The sequence below is a fragment of the Idiomarina xiamenensis 10-D-4 genome (assembly GCF_000299895.1).
In the GTDB taxonomy this organism is placed as follows: Bacteria; Pseudomonadota; Gammaproteobacteria; order Enterobacterales; family Alteromonadaceae; genus Idiomarina; species Idiomarina xiamenensis.
Genome location: NZ_AMRG01000056.1, coordinates 1 through 950, shown reverse-complemented (window position 1 = coordinate 950; position 950 = coordinate 1). Strand labels below are relative to the sequence as shown.

At 31.4% G+C, this 950-nt stretch carries 1 protein-coding gene; it reads left to right on the top strand.

What is annotated here, in order from left to right; all coding sequences use genetic code 11:
* Positions 1-170 precede the first annotated feature (170 nt).
* Positions 171-614 carry a hypothetical protein gene (locus A10D4_RS13415; RefSeq protein WP_156812176.1) on the top strand — a complete coding sequence of 148 codons (444 nt, stop codon included), beginning with the start codon at positions 171-173 and terminating at the stop codon, positions 612-614.
* Positions 615-950 lie beyond the last annotated feature (336 nt).

The following is a 950-nucleotide window of genomic DNA, read 5'->3' as shown; positions in this document are numbered from 1 at the left end:
ATTCTTCAAAGCCATAAATAGTGGTTAAAAACGGAATTCGGTTCATTGATGCTAATTTATTCAATGGGTCATTTGAATTCTTTTCCATCCGAGCTAAGTACGGTTGGATTGGAGGATCCTACGACTCCACCTCATCAGGAAAGGACATCCCAATGCAGGTTATCTCAATCATGAATATGAAATATTTATTAATTTTGCTTTTACTTATAAACTTAACTTCATGCTCCACTGAAGAATACAAAGAATCATTAGATAGCGAGCGATTTTACGGAAAAGAAATAACACTAAAAAGCGACATCATTGCACACGGAATAACATTAAGCACTAATTATAGTGGCGATGTTGATTATGTAGTATTGATGCCGGAACCAGGATTCAATGGGCCAGAGGTTAAATTTAGAAAACTAATACGTTCTGGAGTGGATTTTATAATAACAGGAAAATATTTTAAAAAAAGCATGTTCGGCTATGATTACTATTTTCTAGTTACTTCGAGAAATGAAATTGGAATAAACAATTGGAAGATATTCATAAAGTACGAAAAAAATAGAGAAAACAAAAATCTAGGTTTAGATATCTCAACATACAAAGAGAATAAAAATCAATATAACTAAATCTTACAACGGTGTAATAAATCTCGATAAATAAATCGTGAGGTCAATTAAAATGGAAGACTTTTATTTTAACTTTTTAAAACTACCAATTATCGCCAGGATACTAATCCTAGCTACTTTTTTAACTCCCTTGATGATATTTTTAAGTCTATACCATGACGGTCAAATGATGATATTTTTGAGTCTATACCATGACGGTAAAAGGCCAATACCTTTATTGATTTTATTAAGTGCGTTAGCAAGCGCCACTATTGTTTTCTTTATTGATTTTATTAAGTGCATTAGCAAGCGCCACTATTGTTTTTTCAGCAATTTTAATCCTGAAAAAATCAAAAA

Bases quoted from the DNA above. Each gene is read 5' to 3' on its own strand.
- A10D4_RS13415 (WP_156812176.1), top strand. From the start codon at position 171: ATGAATATGAAATATTTATTAATTTTGCTTTTACTTATAAACTTAACT.